General features: G+C 69.0%; 12 protein-coding genes. 1 reads left to right on the top strand and 11 read right to left on the bottom strand.

Features of this window, described 5'->3' with window-relative positions; genetic code table 11:
* Positions 1-7 precede the first annotated feature (7 nt).
* The 9 genes from DIE04_RS03880 to DIE04_RS03840 form a co-directional block, all read right to left on the bottom strand.
* The gene (locus DIE04_RS03880; protein ID WP_124520134.1) at positions 8-625 is read right to left on the bottom strand and encodes a PolC-type DNA polymerase III; all 618 of its coding nucleotides are present in this window, start codon (positions 623-625) and stop codon (positions 8-10) included.
* Between the two features lie 231 nt (positions 626-856).
* Positions 857-2,581: a tannase/feruloyl esterase family alpha/beta hydrolase gene (locus DIE04_RS03875; RefSeq protein WP_124520136.1), complete on the bottom strand. Its 1,725-nt coding sequence runs from the start codon at positions 2,579-2,581 to the stop codon at positions 857-859.
* Between the two features lie 28 nt (positions 2,582-2,609).
* Positions 2,610-3,749 (bottom strand): porin, encoded by a 1,140-nt coding sequence (locus DIE04_RS03870; protein ID WP_124520138.1) that lies wholly within the window; start codon positions 3,747-3,749, stop codon positions 2,610-2,612.
* A gap of 67 nt (positions 3,750-3,816) precedes the next feature.
* On the bottom strand, positions 3,817-5,022 hold the full coding sequence (gene mhpT, locus DIE04_RS03865) for a 3-(3-hydroxy-phenyl)propionate transporter MhpT (RefSeq protein WP_124486009.1): 1,206 nt from the start codon (positions 5,020-5,022) through the stop codon (positions 3,817-3,819).
* Positions 5,023-5,295: 273 nt separating this feature from the next.
* Positions 5,296-5,790, bottom strand: coding sequence for a MarR family winged helix-turn-helix transcriptional regulator (locus tag DIE04_RS03860; RefSeq protein WP_027790251.1), 495 nt, complete (start codon positions 5,788-5,790; stop codon positions 5,296-5,298).
* Positions 5,791-5,911: 121 nt separating this feature from the next.
* Positions 5,912-7,660 (bottom strand): acyl-CoA dehydrogenase, encoded by a 1,749-nt coding sequence (locus tag DIE04_RS03855; RefSeq protein WP_124520140.1) that lies wholly within the window; start codon positions 7,658-7,660, stop codon positions 5,912-5,914.
* Between the two features lie 10 nt (positions 7,661-7,670).
* A complete protein-coding gene (locus DIE04_RS03850) occupies positions 7,671-9,575 on the bottom strand; it encodes a feruloyl-CoA synthase (protein WP_124520142.1) in 1,905 nt (634 codons plus the stop codon).
* Between the two features lie 101 nt (positions 9,576-9,676).
* Positions 9,677-11,128, bottom strand: coding sequence for an aldehyde dehydrogenase (locus tag DIE04_RS03845; RefSeq protein WP_124520144.1), 1,452 nt, complete (start codon positions 11,126-11,128; stop codon positions 9,677-9,679).
* A 43-nt stretch (positions 11,129-11,171) separates the two neighbouring features.
* Entirely contained in the window at positions 11,172-11,999 is an 828-nt protein-coding gene (locus DIE04_RS03840) for a p-hydroxycinnamoyl CoA hydratase/lyase (protein WP_021163522.1), read from the bottom strand.
* A 169-nt stretch (positions 12,000-12,168) separates the two neighbouring features.
* Between DIE04_RS03840 and DIE04_RS03835 the strand changes: the two genes are divergently transcribed.
* A complete protein-coding gene (locus DIE04_RS03835; RefSeq protein ID WP_124486005.1) occupies positions 12,169-13,059 on the top strand; it encodes an amidohydrolase family protein in 891 nt (296 codons plus the stop codon).
* Positions 13,060-13,131: 72 nt separating this feature from the next.
* On the opposite strand, the gene DIE04_RS03830 is transcribed toward DIE04_RS03835, so the two are convergent.
* The gene (locus DIE04_RS03830; RefSeq protein WP_124486004.1) at positions 13,132-14,034 is read right to left on the bottom strand and encodes an SMP-30/gluconolactonase/LRE family protein; all 903 of its coding nucleotides are present in this window, start codon (positions 14,032-14,034) and stop codon (positions 13,132-13,134) included.
* A 51-nt stretch (positions 14,035-14,085) separates the two neighbouring features.
* The gene (gene araH, locus DIE04_RS03825) at positions 14,086-15,105 is read right to left on the bottom strand and encodes an L-arabinose ABC transporter permease AraH (protein ID WP_044847378.1); all 1,020 of its coding nucleotides are present in this window, start codon (positions 15,103-15,105) and stop codon (positions 14,086-14,088) included.
* Positions 15,106-15,119: the final 14 nt, after the last annotated feature.

Genomic DNA, 15,119 nt, shown 5'->3' with positions numbered 1-15,119 from the left:
TCGAACGTCAGCGCCTGTCGGCAGCCAATGAACCGAAAAACGTCGCGACCTTCGCCTTGCTCGTCGTCTGCAATCGCGACATCAGCCCGTGATCGACCTGCCGCAACCCGTAAGTCTCGCCGATGTCGCGCTGCATCCGGCACCACAGATGGCTCGCGATCTCCGCGTCGACCATCGCGCGGTGGGCACGGCCCGTCTGCGGCAAGCGCAGCATGGTCGCGAGGTTCGACAGCCGGTGACTTTGCGCGTGCGGGTAGAGGCGCCGCGCGACGAGCATCGTGCATGCGAACGCATGCTCGGCCGCCATCCCGAGCATCGCGAGTTCGGCCTGCCAGAACCGCTTGTCGAAGCCGGCGTTGTGCGCGACGACGGGATGGCTGCCGACGAACGCGGCGGCTTCCTTCATGACCTTCGCCACCGGCGGCGCCGACGCGATCATGTCGTTCGTGATCCCCGTGAGCGCGACGACGTCGGACGGAATGCGGCGGCCGGCGTTCATGAGGCTCTGGTAGCGGTCGACGATCTGGCCGTCGCGCAGCAGGATCACGGCGATCTCGGTCGCCCTGTCGCCCATGTTCGGAGAAAGCCCGGTTGTTTCGAAGTCGAGTACCGCTACGGTTTGCATGGTCGAATCGGAGGAAGGATAGCTGGCGGCGCACGTCGGCCGGGACGTGTCTCGCCGACGCGAAAGCGCCACAGTGTATCCCCGGATGCCGCGTCGGGCGGCAAACTCGATCGTCATGCGCGGCGCACCGCCGTTTCCATCCGGACGGACCGGCACGCTCGCGCCATCCGCCGCCGAACGGCGGCGAATGTACCGAAGCTTCCGCGCGTCGGTACATCCCCCTTCCCTACATCATCGACAACTGAAGCTCGCCGCCGAATTCACGTCGCCCGAGCCGTTGTAGCGCGCGACCTGCGGATACGGGCACAACGGCCGCGTGCGTCCCGCGCCCCACGACGTCGGCACGTCCGCGTTCGGCACCGCGTTCGTCGTGTCGCGCGCCGTGGCGACGATCGCCGCGGGCGCCTGCCCCTGCTCGACCCACGCGACGAGCGGCGTCAGCATGTCGAACTGGTCGGCCGCTGGCCCGCCCGAGCAGTGGTTCATGCCCGGCACCGGATAGAAGCGCGCGAAGCCCGACGCGTCGCCGCCGTTCGCCTGCGCGAGCCGCCCGTACCAGTCGCTCGTGTCGTTGAACGAGAACACCGGGTCACCGGTGCCGTGATAGACGAGCAGCTTCGCGCCGCGCGATTTCAGCGCGGACAGGTTGGTCTCGTCAGGCGGCGTCATGAACGACCACGACGATTGCGTGTACACGCCGTTCGTCGCGAAGATCGCCGGCGCGTCGTTGTCCATGTCGAAGCCGAGCGCGAAGCCGGTGAGATTCGCGAGCGTCGCGGCGGTTTTCGGCGGCGTCATGAACGTGAATGCCATCGCGGCCGGGTCGAGCGTGACCGAATTCGACTGCTTCCACGCGGCCCAGCCGCCGCTGGCCATGCCCGGATCGTACGGAAAGCTCGCATAGAGCGCCGTGCCCGCGCTGTTGCGCGCGCCCGCGAACACGTTCTCGAGCGCGCTCTTCTGCGCGGTCGTGAGGCACGCGCCGGTGCGCGTGCCGTTCGCGCAGGTCGGGATGTCCGTCTCGACGCTGAAATGCGCCTGGCACGCGGCGACGTCCTGCACCATCCCGTCGGCCACGCCATCGAGCGCATCGCACTTGTCGAGAATCTTCGCGCCGACGAACCGGCGCTCCGCATCGGTGAAGCCGCTGCGGATGTCGGGCAGCCCGTTCGAGCCCGTCGCCGATGCGATCTTCGCGAACTGCTGCGCGCCGTACATCTCGCCGATCGCCGCCTTCGGCAGATGGAAGCCCGGATCGCCCGCGATGATCCCGTCGTAGTCGCCCGCGTTGCGCACGGCCGTGACCATCGCGTGCCGGCCGCCGTTCGAGCAGCCACCGAAATAGCTGCGGTCGGGCGTCTTCCCGTATGCGAGCCGGATCACCTGCTTCGCCATCGGCGTGAGCGCGTCGACCGCGCCGTAGCCGTAATCGATGCGCGCCTGCGGATCGAGGCCGAACAGCGGGTTCTGCGCGGCGCTGTGCCCGGAATCCGAGCTGATCACCGCAAAGCCCTGGTTCAGCGCGTCGGTCAGCGGGCCGCCGCCGCCGATTTCGCCGGTCGCGGTCACGACGTTGCCGTCGAGCCCGCCGTTCGCCTGGTAGAAGAAGCGGCCGTTCCACGCTTTCGGCAAGCGCATCTCGAAGCCGATCGCATAGGTCTTGCCGTCCACCGCGCTCACGCGCTCGTTCATCTTCCCGTCGATCACGCAGTGCTCGGCGATCGGCTTGCCGGCCACCGTCAGCGCGCCGGCGGGCGCGGTCGTCACCGACGTGAACGACGTGTTCGCATACGCGAGCTTCGCGGCGAGCGCGTCGCACGTCTGCGCCATCGCGGCCGGCGTCGCGGCGCTCAGGTGCGTCGGCGTGGCGCTGACCGAATCGTCGCCGCCGCAGCCGGCGAGCATGGCCGCCGCGGACAGCGGCGCAATACAGAGGAATGCAGATTTCCTGTTCAAGATAGCTCCCGTTCGTCTGGCTGCCGGATCAGAACATGTGCCGCACGCCGACCATCGCGCCGAGCTGCCCCATCCCTGCGCCGGGCGTCGTGCCGGGCCCGCCGCCGCTGACCGCGTAGCGTGCATGCGCGCTGTTCCACAGATACGACGACTGTGCGTAGACGGCCGTGCGCTTGCTCAGCAGATAGGTCGCGCGCAGCGTGGCCATCGTCGCGCGCGTGTCGTGCGCGCTGTTGACGATCCGGTAGCCTTCGCCGTCGACGACGAAATCGGGCTTCACCGCATACGACGCGCCAAGGAAGAACAGGTCCGAATGCGCGCCCGGCGCGGCCGGCGAACCGGTCGACACGCGCCGCCCGATCCAGCCCGCGCCGATCCGCGCGCCCGCCGCCTGCGCATACGCGCTCACGTGCGTGCGCGCGTCCTTGCCGCCGCTGCTGGTAAAGGCGACCGGCGCGACGCCGTCGAAGAAGTTCGCGGCCGCGCCGGTGCCGCCGCGCTGCTCCTCGTACGACGCCGCCGCACCGAAATACGCGCTGTCGTACTTGAGCATCACCGACCAGTTGCGGCACTGGACGGCATCGCCCGGCACCTGCCCCGCGCAGGTGCCCTGCCCCGGCGAGTTGCCGGTGCCCGCGCCGTCGCGGCCGAACGAATACGCGGCGCCGAGCGTCACGCCGCGATAGGTGCCGACGTAGGTCACCGCGTTGTCGGCGCGGCCGTTAGGCACGTATGCGTCGAACGAGCCGAGCCCGTAGATGTCGGGGCCGATGATGTCCGCGCCCTGCAGCGCGAGATAGGTCATCGTGTACTGGCGGCCGAACGCGAGCGTGCCGAAGCCGCTCTTCAGCCCGACGAACGCCTGCCGCCCGAACAGCCGGCCGCCCTGGCCGAGATCGCCGCCGCGCACGTTGAAGCCGCTTTCGAGCGTGAATACCGCCTGGTAGCCGCCGCCGAGATCCTCGGTGCCGCGCAGGCCCCAGCGCGACGGCAGCTCGCCCGTCACGCCCGGCATGCGCACGACGTGGTCGCCGGCCGCGTTCGCGTGCGACACGAACTCGACTCCCGTATCGATGATCCCGTACAGCGTCACGCTCGACTGCGCGTGCGCGCCGGTCGCGGCGAGCGCGCATGCGCCGGCCGCCAGCAAGGCTTTGGTGTGCTTCATGGTGTTCGTCTCCAGACCTGTGTCGTAATCGCGCTCTACCGGCGCTCGTGGTTGAAATGGGAAGAAATCAGTCGTGCGCCTGCGGGCGCCGGATCAGCACCAGCGCAGCGACGGCGGCGACGAGCGTGACGGGAATGCTCGCGCCGATCACGACCGACGCGCTGCGGCCCATTGCGAGCAGTTCGGCGGCGGCGAGCGGCCCGACCACCGAGCCGAGGCGGCCGACGGCAACGGCGGAGCCGACGCCGGTGCCGCGCATCGCGGTCGGGTAATAGATCGCGGCCAGCGCATACAGCACCGACTGGCCGCCGACGACGAACATCCCGGCCGCGAACGCGGCGGCGGACAGCCACAGGAGTCCAGGTGCGATCGCCAGCGCGGCAAGCGACAGCACGATCCCCGCGTACATGCCACCGACCACGCGCGATGGACGCAAGCGGTCCATCGACATGCCGATGCCGAGCACGCCGAGGCCGCTGCCGATGTTGAAGAAGATCTGCACGATACCGGCCTGGCTGCGAGCGAGCCCCTTCGCGGCCATCAGCGACGGCAGCCAGTTCAGCAGGAAATACAGCACGATCAGCGTGCAGAAGTAGCTGAGCCACAACGCCAGTGTCGTGCCGGTGCGCGAGCCGCCGAACAGCGTCTGTCCGACGCTGGGGCGCGCCGCGCCCGATGCGCTGACGTCGAGGAACGCACGCGATTCGGGCAGCAGTGCGAGCAGCAGCGGCGCGAGCAGCAGCGGGCCGACACCCCCGACATAGAAAATGTGCCGCCATTCGGTGTCGCCCGCGAGCAGCACGCCGATCAGCGACGCGATCACGCCGCCGAACGGAATCCCGCAGTACATCACGGCCACCGCGCTGCTGCGCGAGCGTGCGTCGACCGCTTCCGACGACAATGCAATGAGGTTCGGCATCGCGCCGCCAAGGCCGAGGCCGGTCAGCGCACGAACGGCGACCAGCATCGCGAAGCTCGACACCTGCGCGGTCGCGATCGACAGCAGCCCGAACAGGCAGACCGACGCGATCAGCACGTGCTTGCGGCCAACCCGGTCGGCCAGCCAGCCGCCGAGCATCGCGCCCGGCAGCAGGCCGAACGTGCCCGCGCTGAACGCGAGCCCCATCTGTGAAACCGAGAGCCCGAATTCGTGGGCCATGCGCGGTGCCGCGACGCCGACCGACTGCAGGTCGAGCCCCTCGAGCAATGCGATCGCGAAACACAGGCCGAGCGTCGTCGCGACGGCCGGCCTTGCGGCAACGGAAGTGTCCATGTCGTCTCCTAACCGTGACTCGCGCGGCATACGCGGAACGCATGCGCGGTGTCCTTGCTTTATCGTGATCGGGTCTCGTCAATTTATCAGGTAACCTGATTAAGAACCCGAAAGAAAATCCCGTCGAGGGACGGGATGATTTAATAACAGGTAACCTGATATTTCAAGTGTCGCGAGCGCGGTGTTAACCCGCAACCCGTTCGCAACCCGGGCCACGCTGCGGCGTGGCCCGGCGCGGCCGGCGGAACCGGAACGAAAGACGCGGCGGCGTGCTCAGTCGCGCAGGTTGCGCACGAACAGTTCGAGCGTGCGGTGAACCTGCGCGACGTCGTCGGCGCTCACGTCGTCGCCGAGCATCCGGCGTTCGAGCGGCCGCAGCACCTGCTCGCATTCGCGCAGGATTGCCGAGCCCTCGTCGGTCAGACGCAGCAGGATCACGCGGCCATGGCTGGGATCGGCCTCGCGCGTCACGAAGCCGCGGGCGGCCATCGCAACCATCACTTCGTTCGCGGATTGCGGCGTGATGAACGAGCGCACCGCGAGTTGCGCATTGGACAGCGCGCCGCGCGCCTCGAGCACCGACAGCGCCGTGTACTGCGCGAGCGTCACACCGAGCGGCGCGAGCGCATCGCTCATCTGGCGGCGCAGCAGCCGGTCGAGATTGCCGATCAGGTAGGTAAGCCGCTGCTGCGAACGCATGCGCGGCCTGGCTTCGCTGGCGCGGGCCGTGCGTTTCGTGCCGGCCGGTTTGACGGGTGTCGAGCTCATGAACGTGTCGGAAGGAGGATCGCGGGCCATCTTACCTCACGCGGTCCGTATATCGGCCCGCACGGCGGCTCGTGCCGGCCGCGAGCCGCCCCGGGCCGTCCACGCCCGGCTCGGACGAACCTTATGCCGCGGCAGCCGGCAACGCCGCGCGGCAGCCCGCGTCCACCAGCGCGAGCCGGTGTGCGAATGCCGCGAGCGGATAGTCGAAGAAGTAGGTGCCGACCGCGCGCTTGCCCGCACGGAACGAATCGTCTCCCGGCGCATCGCCGACGATGCGCAGCGTGCGCGCCCACGCGAACGCGAGCAGCAGCCAGCCGACCAGCGCGAGATAGTCGTCCGCGACCCGGTAGGGCAGATCCGGATCGTGCTCGCTCGCGCGGATCACGCCGGCCGTCACGCGCTCGAGCTCCGCGCACAGCGTGGCGACGCGCGCCCCGGCGTCCCTCGCCCGCTCGTCCGCCGCCTGGACGCTCTGCGCGGCTTCCGCGCGAATCAACTCGAGCAGCGCATGCAGCGCCTCGCCGCGATCCCCCAGCACCTTGCGCACCAGCAGATCGATCGCCTGGATCTCGTTGGTCCCTTCGTACAGCATCGACACGCGGCAATCGCGCACCGTCTGTTCGATCCCGTATTCGTGAACGTAGCCGTAGCCGCCGAATACCTGCAGCGCGTTCGACGCGGCCGCGAAGCCGTTCGCGGTGAAGAACGCCTTGGCAATCGGAGTGAGCAACGATGCCAGCCGCGACGCCGCGAGCCGTGCCGGCGGCTGCGGATCGTGCGCGGCGACGTCGAGCCAGTGCGCGATCCAGTAGCCGATCGCGCGCTCGCCTTCGACGATCGCCTGCGCATCGAGCAGGATGCGGCGGATCGCGGCATGTTGCGCGATCGGCGCCGCCCTGCCCTGCACGCGTTCGCGCGCATAGGCCGACGCGGCCTGCCACGCGCTCTGCGCATGCCCGACACCCTGCATGGCGACCTGCAGGCGCGCCGCGTTCATCATCACGAACATCGATGCGAGCCCGCGATGCGGCTCGCCGACGAGCCAGCCCGCGGCCGCGTCGAAACGCATCGTGCAGGTCGGGCTTGCCTTCAGCCCCATCTTCTTCTCGATGCCGTCGCACCAGACGCCGTTGCGCACACGGCCGCCCGGCGCGTCGAGCCACTTCGGCACGACGAACAGCGACAGCCCCTTCGTTCCCGCCGGCGCATCGGGCAGCCGCGCGAGCACGAGGTGCACGATATTGTCGGTCAGGTCGTGCTCGCCGCCGGTGATGAACAGCTTGCTGCCGCTGATTCGGTAGCCGTCGGCGGCCGGGTCCGGCACTGCCTGCGTGCGCAGCAGGCCGAGATCGCTGCCCGCCTGTGGCTCGGTGATGCACATCGTCGTCAGCCACTCGCCGCTCGCGATCTTCGGCAGCACGTCGCGCTTCAGGCGCTCGCCGCCGTGCGCGCGCAGGCACGCCACCGCGCCGTGCGTGAGCCCCGGCGACATCAGCCACGCGTGGTTCGCCCCCGCGAGCATCTCCTGCAGCGCGACGTCGAGCAGATGCGGCAGCCCCTGGCCGCCGCAATCGGCGTCGAGCGCCAGCGTCGGCCAGCCGGCGTCGACGTAGTCGCGGTACGCGTCGCGAAAGCCCGCCGGCATCGTCACTCCGGCACCGTCGAACCGGCAGCCCTCGAGATCGCCGGTCGAATCGAGCGGCGCGATGCGTTCGACCACGAAGCGGGCGGCTTCGTCGAGCACTTGCCCGGCAGTCGACAGGTCGAGCTCCGCCCAGTCGGGCACGCGGCGCCACAGCGCCGGCGCATCGAGCCATTCGCCGATCACGAACAGCATGTCGCGCAATGGCGCGCAATACGCGTTGCTCATCGCGCGCACCTCATGCCCGGCGCGCCGTGCCGGCGACGATCACGCCCGTGTCGGCCGCGCCCGGTTCGTACATCGCGTCGACCACTGCCGCACGGTGCATGAGCACCGCGCGCTGGTTGATCGAGCCCTTGTCGGTGACTTCGCCGAGATCGAGCGAAGGCGGCGTATCGAGCACGCACAGCCGCGTGACGAACGTCGCGCTGCCGGTCGCATCGCGGTTCAGGCGCTCGAGCAGGTCCGCGAAGAACGCCCGCACCGCGGGCGCCTCCAGGACGGTGCGCACGTCGGCATCCGGTGCCACGCCGGCCAGGCGACGGCAATCGTCGACGCGCGGGAAGATCATCACGCCGACGTCGTCGCGGTTCATCCCCGTGACGACCGCGTCCTGCACGTACGGCGCGCCGTTCGATACGATCCGCGCGCGCATGGGCCCGACGCTCACGAAGGTGCCGGACGATAGCTTGAAATCCTCCGCGATGCGCCCGTCGAACATCAAGCCGATCTCCGGCCGCGCGGGATCGACGAAACGCACTGCATCGCCGCTGCGGTAGTAGCCCTCCTCGTCGAATACCTCGCGCGCGTCGTCGCCGCTCGCGCGCCAATAACCGGCCATCACGTTCGGCCCGCGAAAGCGCGCCTCGAGCTTGCCGTCGACCGGCACCAGCTTCGCGTCGCAGCCGGGCGCGGGCAGGCCGATGTAGCCGGCCCCCGACACCGGCCCGGTGGTGAACATGCACGATGGCGCGGCCTCGGTCATCCCGAGGCCCGCCATGATCCGGATGCGCTCGCCGCAGTGCGCGAGCGTCACGCGCTCGAGCCGGTCCCACGCGGCCTGCGACAGTCCGGCGCCCGCGAAGAAATACATCCTCACGCGCGAGAAGAAGGTTTCGCGCAGCGCGGCATCCGTTTCGAGCGCCGCGGTCAGCTCTTCCCAGCCCTTCGGCACGTTGAAATACACGGTGGGCGCGATCTCGCGCAGGTTGCGCAGCGTCTCGCCGAACTTGCCGGCGACCGGCTTGCCGTCGTCGATGTACAGCGTGCCGCCGTTGTACAGCGCGATGCCGACGTTATGGCTGCCGCCGAACGTGTGATTCCACGGCAGCCAGTCGACCAGCACCGGCGGCTCCAGACCGAACTGCGGAAACGTCTCGAGCAGCATCTGCTGGTTGCTGCACAGCATCCGGTGCGTGGTCGGCACCGCCTTGGGCAGCCGTGTCGATCCCGACGTGAACAGGAATTTCGCAATCGTGTCGCCGGTGATCGCATCGTGCGCGGCATCGACGCTGCCCGGTGTCGTGTCGAGCAGCGACGAGAAACGCGTGACGCCGTCCATCCCGTCGGGTGCCGACACGACCACGCGCTCGACATCAGGCGGCACCGACGCGTCGAGCGCGGCACGAAACGCCGCGCCGTCCGACGCGAAGACCAGCCCCGGCGTGAGCAGGGCGAGCGCGTGGCGCAGCTTGCCGTAATCGCTCGACACGAGCGAATACGCGGGCGACAGCGGCGCATGCGGAATGCCGGCCCACATCGCGCCGAACGCGAGCTGCAGATGTTCGAGGTCGTTGCCCGACAGGATCGCGACGGGCCGCTCGGCCGACAGCCCGCGATCGAGCAGCGCCTGGCCGATCGCGCGGGCGCGCTCGAGCATCTGCGCATACGTGATGCCGATCCACGTACCGTCGGGCCCGCGCCGCGCGACCAGCCAGCGGTCCGGATGCGCGCGCGCGCCGCTCGCGAGCCGGTCGGTCAGCCGGTGCGGGTACGCGCCGAGCGGGGTCGTCGCGCGCAAGGTCCAGCAGCCGTCACGTTGCACGATCTCCGGCGGCGCCGTGCCGATCGCCACGGGGCGATAGCCGGCGGGAACGCGCTGTGCGGCAGCCGCGTCGCGCAGTTGGGTCGGATCCGCATCCAAGTTCTGTCTCCGGTCGGTTCCGCCCCGCGCGCGTGCGCGCGCCGGGCGGAGACTTCATTGTGTCGTTGTCTTAACTGGGGCGCCGCGGCGCCCGGGACTGCTCAGATCGGGTAGTGACGCGGCGTGGTCTGGACCGTGATCCAGCGCAGGTCGGTAAACTCGGCGATCGACGCCTTGCTGCCGAACCGGCCGTAGCCGCTTGCCTTCACGCCGCCGAACGGCATCTGCGCCTCGTCGTGCACCGTCGGCCCGTTGATGTGGCAGATGCCCGATTCGATCTGCTTCGCGACCTGCATCGCGCGCGCGATATCGCGGCTGAACACCGCCGCCGACAGCCCGTACTCGCTGTCGTTCGCGGCCGCGAGCGCGGCGGCGTCGCCGTCGACGCGCTGCACGGTCACCACCGGCCCGAACGATTCGTCCGCATACAGCTGCATGTCGCGCGTGACACCGTCGACGATCGTCGGCTGCATCACCGCGCCGCTGACTTCACAGCCGAGCGGCAGCGCGGCGCCGTGCTCGCGCGCGTCGTCCACCATCGCCGCGATCCGCTGCGCGGCGGCCGCGCTTTCGAGCGTGCCCAGCACGGCACCCGGCGCGGCCGGGTTGCCGGCCTTCAGCGTGCGTGCCTTCGCGACGAGCCGTTCGACGAACGCATCGGCGACCTTGCGATCGACGATCACGCGCTCGGTCGACATGCAGATTTGCCCCTGGTTGAAGAACGCGCCGAATGCGACTGCCTCGACCGCCGCGTCGAGATCGGCGTCGTCGAGCACGAGCACCGGCGCCTTGCCGCCGAGTTCAAGCAGCGCCGGCTTCAGGTGCTGCGCGGCGAGCGTCGCGACGATGCGGCCGACGCGTGTCGAACCGGTGAAGTTCACGCGGCGCACCGCCGGGTTCGCGATCAGCCGCTCGACGATCGCCGGCGCATTCTGCGGCGCATGCGTGATCACGTTGACCACGCCGTCGCCGAGCCCTGCGTCGTGCAGCACGCTGCCGATCAGCCGGTGCACGCCCGGGCAACCCTCGGACGCCTTCAGCACCACCGTGTTGCCGCATGCGAGCGGCATCGCGAGCGCACGGGTCGCGAGAATCACCGGCGCATTCCACGGCGCGATCCCGAGCACGACACCGCACGGCTGGCGCACGGCCATCGCGAGGCTGCCGGGCACGTCCGACGGGATCACCGCGCCGTCGATCTGCGTGGTCATCGCGGCCGCCTCGCGCAGCATGTTCGCCGCGAGCATCACGTTGAAGCCGTACCAGTTCGCCATCGCACCGGTTTCCGCGCGGCCGGTTTCGATGAATTCGCCCGCGCGCGCGTCCATCCGGTCGGCCGCCGCGAGCAGCCGCCGACGGCGCTCGGTCGGCGCGAGCGCGGCCCACGCGGGGAATGCGCGCGCCGCTGCCGCGACCGCTGCGTCCGCGTCGGCAAGCGTCGCCGCGGCGGCGCGCGACGCCACCTGTCCCGTCGCCGGATCGATCCGGTCGAAGGTCCCGCCGTCCGACGCGCCGCGCGACACGCCGTCGATCAACAAACTCACTTCGTGCATTTCCGTGTCTCCACTCGGATCCGGTTGCGTGCGGCGGCGCGCGTCAGCGCTTGTACGCCTGCAGGCCCGGCTTGATGCTCTTGTCGTCGAGGAACTGCTTGAGGCCCTGCTCGCGCCCGCCTTCCGGATCGCGGTAGTTCGCCTGGTCGAGCTTCGCGTACAGGTAGTCCTCGTTCTGCTCCCAGGTCAGTTCGCGGCAACGCTTGAAGCCGTGCTTCGCGTTACGGATCACGACCGGGTTCTTGTCGAGCAGCTTCGCGGCCAGCGCGCGCACCTCGTCGCGCAGCTGCGCGCGCGGCACGCTCTTGTTGACGAGCCCCATCTGCGCGGCCTGCGGGCCGGTGAAGGTGTCGCCGGTCATGATGTAGTAGAGCGCCTGGCGATGTCCCACGGTGTCGGCCATCGCCTTGCTGACGAGGTTGCCCGGCGGGATGCCCCAGTTGATTTCCGACAGGCCGAACACAGCTTCGTCGGCCGCGATCGCGAGGTCGCACGCGACGAGCGGCGAGAAGCCGCCGCCGAAGCACCAGCCGTTGACCATCGCGATCGTCGGCTTCGCATACATGCGCAGCAATTGCCACTGCCAGCGGCTCGCGTCGCGGCGAATCTTTTCCTGCAGGATTTCCGGGCCCGCGTCGACTTCGCGGAAATACTCCTTCAGGTCCATCCCGGCCGTCCAGGCGTCGCCCTCGCCGGTCAGCACGAGCACCTGCGCCTCGGCATCGAGTTCGATCGCCTCCAGCACGTCGATCATCTCCGCGTTCAGCGTCGGGCTCATCGCGTTGCGCTTGTCCGGACGGTTCAGCGTCACCCATGCGATCCCGCCCTCGACCTCGACCTTCACCGTTTTCCAGCGCCCTTCGTAACCCATTTTCGTTCTCCAATGACGATGCCGCCCTGTGCGACTCGCGACCAATTTACTATCAGGTAACCTGATATGTAAAGTAGAATGGAAGCGGCTCCGGACAAACCCCTAAACGGGCCCGGACAGCCGATTTCGCGCCGTGCCGGCCGACGAATCACGACATGAGGAGACACGCTTGGATATCGACAACCTGATCGCCATCGACACGCACGTGCACGCCGAAGTGTCGTGCTGCCAGCCGCCGGACCTGTTCGCGAAGGCATTCGACGACGCGGCCGACAAGTACTTCGGCACCGTGCTGAAGCAGGGCCGTCGGCCGACCATTCCGGAGACGATCGCGTATTACCGCGAGCGCCGGATCGGCTTCGTGATGTTCACCGTCGACTGCGAGACGAACATCGGCCGGCGGCGCATTCCGAACGAGGAAATCGCGCAATTCGCGCAGGACAACGCCGACGTGATGATCGCGTTCGCGAGCATCGACCCGCACAAGGGCCGCTTCGGCGCGCGCGAGGCGCGCCGCCTGATCGACGAGCATGGCGTGAAGGGCTTCAAGTTCCACCCGACGATGCAGGGATGCTTCCCGAACGACAGGCTCGCATATCCGATCTACGAGGTGATCGCGGAATACGGGTTGCCGGCCGTATTCCACAGCGGGCATTCGGGGATGGGATCGGGGATGCGCGGCGGCGGCGGGCTGCGTCTGAAGTATTCCGAACCGATTCACCTCGACGACGTCGCGGCCGACTTCCCGGACATGAAGATCGTGATCGCGCACCCTTCATGGCCGTGGCAGGAGCAGGCGCTGTCGATCGCGCTGCACAAGCCGAACGTCTACATCGACCTGTCGGGATGGTCGCCGAAGTACTTCTCGCCGGAGCTGGTGAAATACGCGAGCACGCTGCTCAGGCACAAGGTGCTGTTCGCGTCCGATTTTCCGCTGATCCGGCCGGACCGCTGGCTCGAGGATTTTCAGGGTGCCGGGTTCCGGCCCGACGTGCATTCGCTGATTCTGAAAGACAACGCAGTCGCGTTGCTGGGGCTGCAGGCCGCGCAGCAGTCGTGACCCGTCCGGCCGTGACGGCGCCGGCAGCGCGCGGCGGCGCGACCGACCGCGCTGCCGCCCGCACCGGCGCGCTCAGTTCGCGGGCTTGCCCGCGAATCGCGCGGTCGGCAACCCCGCGTAGCGCGTCCGGGCGACGAACACGCCGCCGGCATCGGCATCGCTCGCCAGCGCGTCGTCGCTCAACCCGACACGCGCGCTCGTCACGTACAAGCGGCCTTCACCGTCGATTGCGACGCAGCTGGGCTGCGCGGTCGGCACGGCCACGCGATCCGTCTCGACGCCATCGGGCCCATAACGCACCACCCGCCGGCCGCCCCACTGCGCGTTCCACAGCCCGCCGTCGCGATCCATCGTCGAGCCGTCCGGGTCGCCGTCTGCATCGGTCAGTCGCGCGAACGGCCGCACGTTGGCCACGTCGCCGCCCGCGCGGTAATCGCAGACGAGAATCTCGCGCACCATCGAATCGCAGAAATGCATCTTCGCGCCGTCCGGCGAGAACGCGATGCTGTTCGCGATCGCGGCCGCCGGCAATGCAAGCCGTTCGAGCGTGAGGTCCGGATTGAGCCGGTAGAAGCCGCCGACCGCGCGCGGCGGATCGCCGCCTTCGTCCTTCATCCCGAACACGAACGCGCCGAACGGATCGCAGCGGCCGTCGTTCAGCCGCGTCGGCAGGTCGGATTCGACGTCGACGATCCGCGTGAATTCGCCGCTGCGCAGATCGAAGAACGCGAGATGCGTCGCAAGCCCGACCAGCAGCACGTCGGGATCATGCGTGAGCGCGAAGCACGCGAGCCGTTCGGGCATCGGCCACTGTGCGAGGTCCGAGCCGTCCGCGCGGCAGCGCCACAGCCGCGCGCCTTCGATGTCCGTCCAGTACAGCGCGTGCGTCGCGTCGCACCACGTCGCGCCTTCGCCGAGCGTGTTGCGGCTGTCGACCAGCAGCGCCGCCGCCGTGCCCGGATGAGTCTGTTGCATGCCGTCTCCCGATGTCTTTCGCATTCGCAGGCGGCCGCGCGTTCGTCAGGGTCAGATCTTCATCGCGCGCCGCTGGTTGCGACGATACTGGTCGAACAGCACCGCGAGCAACAGAATTCCGCCGCGTATCAGATATTGGTAAAAGGTCGGCACGTTCAGGAGGCTCATCGCGTCCTGCACGGAGCCCATGATCAGCACGCCGACCAGCACGCCGGAGATCGTCGCGACGCCGCCCGTCAGCGACACGCCGCCGAGCACGCACGCGGAGATCACGCCGAGTTCGAGACCGACCGACGTCTTCGGGTCGCCGAGGCTCATCCGCGACGCGAGCATCACGCCGGCGAAGCCGGTCACGAGGCCCTGCAGCACGAACACCGCGATCTTGATGCGCATCACCGGCAGCCCCGCGAGCAGCGCGGCCTCGCCGTTGCCGCCGACCGCCAGCACGTTCTTGCCGAACACGGTCTTGCGCAACAGGAAGCCGAACACGACGAAGCCGACGATGTTGCTCCAGATCGGATACGAGATGCCGAGGAACGAGCCGCCGCCGAGATCGAAGAAGCGCTCCTCGGAGATCATCACCGCGTCGCCGTTCGACGTGATGAACGCGAGCCCGCGCACGACTTCCATCATCGCGAGCGTGACGATCAGAGAGTTGATCCGCCAGCGCGCGATCAGCACGCCGTTCACGAGCCCGACCGCACCGCCCGCGAGCACGCCGGCGGCGATGCCGAGCACGACGCTGTGCGTCGCGGTGATCAGCGTCGACGCGACGACGCCCGAGAACGCGACGATCGACGCGACCGACAGGTCGACTTCGCCGAGCGCGAGCACGAACATCATCGTCACCGCGATCGAGCCGATCAGCGTGACCGACAGGAGCAGGCCCTGGATGTTGCGCGGCGTGAGGAAGTCCGGCACGGTCAGCGACAGCGTCGCGAACAGCACGAGAAACACCATCACGATGCCGGAGCGGTTGATCAGTTGCCACACGCCGCCGCGCGCCCGCGCGGGCGCGGCTGCGGCATCGGGGGACGGGGAAGTGCGTTGGGGTTGCATTGCCTGGCTCATAACGTTTGCTTTCC

The organism is Burkholderia sp. Bp8994, from assembly GCF_003853805.1.
In the GTDB taxonomy this organism is placed as follows: domain Bacteria; phylum Pseudomonadota; class Gammaproteobacteria; order Burkholderiales; family Burkholderiaceae; genus Burkholderia.
The sequence above is the reverse complement of the archived record's forward strand: the minus strand, read 5'-3'. Positions and strand labels throughout refer to the sequence as shown.